4 protein-coding genes and 1 pseudogene are annotated in these 5,385 nt (G+C 44.0%); all 5 read left to right on the top strand.

What is annotated here, in order from left to right; translation table 11 throughout:
* A pseudogene (locus ACP45E_RS04065) lies at positions 1–304 on the top strand (1-deoxy-D-xylulose-5-phosphate reductoisomerase); the annotation flags it as partial.
* Positions 301–1,659: a sigma E protease regulator RseP gene (rseP, locus tag ACP45E_RS04070; protein WP_017038730.1), complete on the top strand. Its 1,359-nt coding sequence runs from the start codon at positions 301–303 to the stop codon at positions 1,657–1,659. The pseudogene ACP45E_RS04065 and the gene rseP, both read left to right, overlap by 4 nt.
* A 45-nt stretch (positions 1,660–1,704) precedes the next feature.
* Complete coding sequence (gene bamA / locus ACP45E_RS04075; RefSeq protein ID WP_017038731.1) at positions 1,705–4,119, top strand: outer membrane protein assembly factor BamA; 2,415 nt, start codon at positions 1,705–1,707, stop codon at positions 4,117–4,119.
* Between the two features lie 14 nt (positions 4,120–4,133).
* Positions 4,134–4,643, top strand: a complete 510-nt coding sequence (locus ACP45E_RS04080) for an OmpH family outer membrane protein (protein WP_017035073.1) — start codon at positions 4,134–4,136, stop codon at positions 4,641–4,643.
* A 1-nt stretch (position 4,644) separates the two neighbouring features.
* Positions 4,645–5,385, top strand: a 741-nt coding sequence (gene lpxD, locus ACP45E_RS04085; protein WP_069584718.1) for a UDP-3-O-(3-hydroxymyristoyl)glucosamine N-acyltransferase, incomplete at its 3' end; no start/stop codon positions are given.

The raw sequence follows: 5,385 nt of genomic DNA on the forward strand, positions 1-5,385 counted from the left end.
AACCGCTCTTCCGATCTTAGAACCTGATTACTCTCGCTACCCATGTTTGAAGCTGGCGATAGATGCTTGTTATGAAGGGCAGCACCTGACAACCGCGCTAAATGCAGCGAATGAAGTAACGGTTGAGGCTTTCTTACAACGACAATTAGGGTTTACCGATATTGCTCGAGTTAATGAAATCGTCATGTCTAAAGTCTGTGCAATCGACTCTTATTCCGCGCCATTGGACTTGGAAAGCTTGCTTGAGGTAGATAAGATGGCTCGGGAAATGACGAATCAGATATTACGAGAGCGTACAGCATGACAGGAATACTGTGGAATTTTGCCTCCTTTGTGATTGCGCTGGGCATTCTAGTTGCCGTGCATGAATTTGGCCACTTTTGGGTCGCTCGCCGCTGCGGAGTCAAAGTCGAAAAGTTTTCTATTGGCTTTGGCAAATCTCTATGGCGGAAGGTAGGGAAAGATGGAACAGAATACAGCCTTTCAATGATCCCTCTTGGCGGCTATGTCAAAATGGTAGACAGCCGTGTTGATGAGATTCCCCCAGAACAATACCATGTAGCTTTCGATAAAAAGCCGTTATTGCAGAGAACAGCCATTGTCGCTGCTGGACCAATATTTAATTTCCTATTTGCGATTTTCGCCTACTGGGCAGTCTTTTTAATTGGGGTTCCCGCGGTTAAGCCGGTTATTGGTGAAGTAACACCTTATTCTATTGCAGCGAATGCAGGCCTTAAGCCGGGTATGGAACTTACCGCTGTCTCTGGCGTCAAAACCCGTGATTGGGAGTCGGTGAATATGGGTATCATCGCTCATATTGGCGATGATAACTTAACGTTCACGGTATCGTCAGAAGAAGGTGTGGGCGTATCACAAATTAAGACTCTTGATTTGTCTGAGTGGAACTTTGACCCAGAAAAGCAGTCTGCTATGGGGACATTAGGGTTTATGCCCTATCGACCAGAGGTTTCCATGACGTTGGCTAATGTTTCAGAGGGCAGCGCTGGTGATCGTGCAGGACTTGAAGTGGGTGATACACTGCTTGCAGCAGACCAGGTTGAATTGAACAATTGGCAGCAGTTAGTTGAGGTCATTCAAAGTAAACCAGAACAACCCATTGAATTATTGATTGAACGAGACAACGAAAATCGTACTATCACATTAACTCCCGGGCGTCGTGATGATCACCAGGGTAAGTCGATAGGTTTTGCGGGAATCGCTTCGGAAGTCTCAGAATGGCCTGAAAAATATCGATTTGAACTGCAATATGGTGTATTTGAATCTATCGGTAAGTCGATTGAGAAAACCGGTCAGGTTATTAATTTAACGGCGACCATGTTGAAGAAATTGGTGGTCGGTGATGTCGGTCTAAATAATTTGAGTGGCCCAATTTCTATCGCAAAAGGGGCTGGTACAACCGCTGATTATGGGCTCGTATACTTTTTAGGCTTTTTAGCGCTCATCAGTATCAATTTAGGCATTATTAATTTAGTACCATTGCCAATGTTAGACGGTGGTCATTTGCTGTTTTTTGCTATTGAAGCAATCATTCGTCGCCCAGTGCCAGAAAAGGTACAAGAAATGGGTTTTCGAATCGGTGGTGCTGTTATTTTGTCATTTATGGCAATCGCAATTTTTAATGATTTTTCTCGCCTGTAAGCAAGGCTCAGGTTGTAGTGTAGTAAAGGAATAGCTAAGACAAATATGGCGATTAAAAAGATTCTGTTTGCAACGTTGTTAGCAACAAGCGTATCGGCAAATAGCGCAGAGAACTTTGTTGTTCAAGATATCAAGATCGACGGATTACAGCGTGTGGCACTTGGTGCAGCGTTACTGCAGATGCCCGTCCGAATTGGCGATGAGATCGACAGCCAAAATGTTGCTGAGATTATTCAATCTCTCTATGCATCGGGTAATTTCGAAGATGTTCAAGTTTTACGTGATAACGATGTGCTCGTTATTCAAGTGAAAGAGCGCCCTACGATTGCCAGTATCTCTTTCTCAGGTAACAAAGCGATCAAAGAAGAGCAGCTTCAGCAAAACTTAGACGCTTCAGGTATTCGACAAGGTGAAGCACTTGATCGGACAACTCTCGCTAATATCGAGAAAGGTCTTGAAGATTTCTATTACAGCGTGGGTAAATATAACGCAACGGTTCAGGCTGTTGTCACGCCTTTACCGCGAAATCGTTCTGATTTGAAGTTTGTTTTTACCGAAGGTGTTTCCGCTAAAATTAAGCAAATTAACTTTATTGGTAACACGGTCTTTAACGATAAAGAGTTAGTCGGGCGTTTTAACTTGAATGTTGACGTTGCATGGTGGAACTTCCTTGCTGATGATAAATACCAGAAGCAAGTCTTGGCTGCTGATATCGAATCACTTCGCTCGTTCTATTTGGATCGTGGCTACTTGAAGTTTCAAGTAGACTCAACGCAGGTGGCAATCTCTCCTGATAAAAAAGGCGTATACATTACCTTAGGTATTAACGAAGGTGATGCTTATACGATTAAAGATGTTAGCTTCCGTGGCGAACTGATTGGTAAGAGATCTGAATTTGAAGAGATGATTCCGTTTGATTTAGGTTCGGTTTACAACGGTTCATCGGTTACCCAGTTAGAAGAAGAGATTAAGCGTGTTCTGGGTGAAGCTGGTTATGCGTATCCGCAAGTCAGAACCTTGCCAGATTTTAATGATGAAACGAACGAAGTTTCGCTAGTGATTGACGTCGAAGCGGGTAATCGTATCTATGTTCGTGATATTCGATTTGTCGGTAACAACTCAACGCGCGATGAAGTCATGCGTCGTGAAATGCGTCAAATGGAAGGAAGCTGGTTAAACTCAAAATCAATCGAAACGGGCAAGACTCGATTAAATCGATTAGGTTTCTTTGAAACGGTAAACGTACAAACCGTGCGTGTTCCTGGAAGTGAGGACCAAGTTGATCTTGTTTATGATGTGAAAGAAGCGAACTCAGGCAGCATTAACTTTGGTGTCGGCTACGGTACTGAATCGGGTGTGAGCTTTCAAGTCGGTTTGCAGCAAGATAACTTTATTGGTTCAGGTAATCGTGTGGGCATAAACGCGATGATGAACGATTATCAAAAGAACGTCAGTTTAGATTACCGTGACCCGTATTGGACGCTCGATGGTGTCAGTCTGGGGGGTAAAATCTTCTACAACGAATTTGAAGCTTCTGAAGCGGGTATCGTTGATTATACCAATGAAAGCTACGGGGTCAGTATGACACTGGGTAGCTGGGCGAATGAGGTGAACTTTTTTGAACTGGGTGTAGGCTATACCCACAACAAGATCGGTAACTTATCGCCTTACTTGCAAGTTGAGCAGTTCTTAGCGTCACAAGCCAGTAATATTGATAATTCAGGCTCATTGAATACCAATGACTTCGATATTAATATTTCCTGGACTCGTAACCAATTAAACCGTGGTTACTTCCCGACAGCGGGTAACCACCAACGAGCATTTTATAAAATGACCGTACCTGGCTCTGACGTACAGTACTTCAAAGTTCAGTATGATATTCGCCAGTACTTCCCGTTGACGCAAAAGCATGACTTCGCCTTGTTGATGCGCGGTCGCTTGGGGTACGGCAATGGCTACGGTCAAACCGATGGGCAAGACAATTTGTTCCCATTCTATGAGAACTACTACGCCGGTGGCTTTACTTCGCTGCGTGGCTTTGGGTCAAACTCAGCCGGTCCGAAAGCGGTTTATCGTGATTACTCTGGCTCAAATAATGGTACAGATACCGCGACAGATGACTCAGTAGGGGGGAACGCTGTTGCCTTAGCCAGTCTGGAATTGATTTTCCCAACACCGTTTGCGTCAGATGAAGTACGCAGCCAAATTCGAACAAGCTTATTTATTGATGCGGCAAGCGTGTGGGATACCGAGTTTGACTATCGTGATTCAGGTGCCGAATATGGCAGTGACTACTATTACGATTACTCAGATCCAACCAATTATCGTGCGTCTTACGGCGCAGCATTACAGTGGATGTCGCCGATGGGCCCTCTGGTCTTCTCGTTGGCATCACCTATTAAGAGTTTTGAGGGTGATGACGAAGAGGTATTCACTTTCACTATTGGCAGAACCTTCTAATAAAGGAAATTACTTTGAAAAATATCATGAAAGCGGCTGGTGTTAGCCTTGTTGTTTTAAGCACATCAATGTTTGCACACGCAGCAGAAGCAGCACAAAAAATAGGTTATGTTAATTCGGCTCAAATTTTTCAAGCACTTCCACAACGAGAAGTGGTATTGCAAAAAATGCAAGAAGAGTTCAAAGATCGTGCAGCGGAACTTCAAACGATTCAAGCTCAAGCTAAGACTAAAATGGAAAAGCTACAGCGTGATGGTGAATTGCTGGGCCAAGAGGAAGTTGAAAAACTTCGTGTTGAGATTAGCCAACTAGAAAGTAACTTCCAAATCAAAGGTAAGTCGTTAGAGCAAGCGTCAGCACGCCGTGAAGCAGAAGAGAAGCAAAAATTGTTTAAACTGATTCAAGACGCGGTTAACAAAGTGGCTGAAAAAGAAGGCTATGACCTTATTATTGAAGCGCAGGCTCTACAGTACGCGAAGCCTGAATACAATATTTCTGAAAAAGTCATCGACTCACTAAAATAATATGTTGAAACTAACACTTGCCGAATTGGCTACGATAACGGGTGGAGAACTGTATGGGGACGCAAGTGCTACTGTGTCTACCGTTGCTCCGATGGACAAAGCCGTTGAAGGTACCGTCACTTTCTTATCTAATGTTAAGTATGCCAAGCACTTAAATGATTGTCTTGCGACGGTTGTGATGGTGAAAGAAGCACAGCGGGAACATTTTAAGGGTAATGTTTTAGTCGTTGACGATCCTTATATTGCGTTTGCAAAAGTGGCTCAAGCATTAGATACAACGCCTTCTGCTGCTCAAGGTATTGCAGCTTCAGCGGCCATCGCTTCTGATGCGGTGATCGGTCAGAATGTTTCTATCGGTGCTAATGCAACGATTGAATCAGGGGTAACGCTGAGTGATAACGTGGTTATCGGTGCTGGCTGTTTTGTGGGTAAGAATGCATCCATCGGCTCTAACACTCAACTGTGGGCGAATGTTTCTATCTACCATAGTGTCGCTATTGGCAGTGATTGCTTGATTCAATCTAATACTGTTATTGGTGCCGATGGTTTTGGTTATGCCAATGAAAAAGGTGAGTGGGTCAAAATCCCTCAGCTCGGTACGGTCCGAATCGGTAATCGTGTGGAAATTGGCGCATGTACGACAATAGACCGCGGTGCGTTAGATGACACTGTGATTGAAGATAACGTTATTATCGACAATCAGATCCAAATCGCGCATAACGTGCACATCGGATATGGTACA

This window comes from Vibrio genomosp. F10 str. 9ZD137, from assembly GCF_049974785.1.
Lineage (GTDB): Bacteria > Pseudomonadota > Gammaproteobacteria > Enterobacterales > Vibrionaceae > Vibrio.

Coding starts and splice junctions, on each gene's coding strand:
- rseP (WP_017038730.1), top strand. CDS start 301: ATGACAGGAATACTGTGGAATTTTGCCTCCTTTGTGATTGCGCTGGGC.
- bamA (WP_017038731.1), top strand. CDS start 1,705: ATGGCGATTAAAAAGATTCTGTTTGCAACGTTGTTAGCAACAAGCGTA.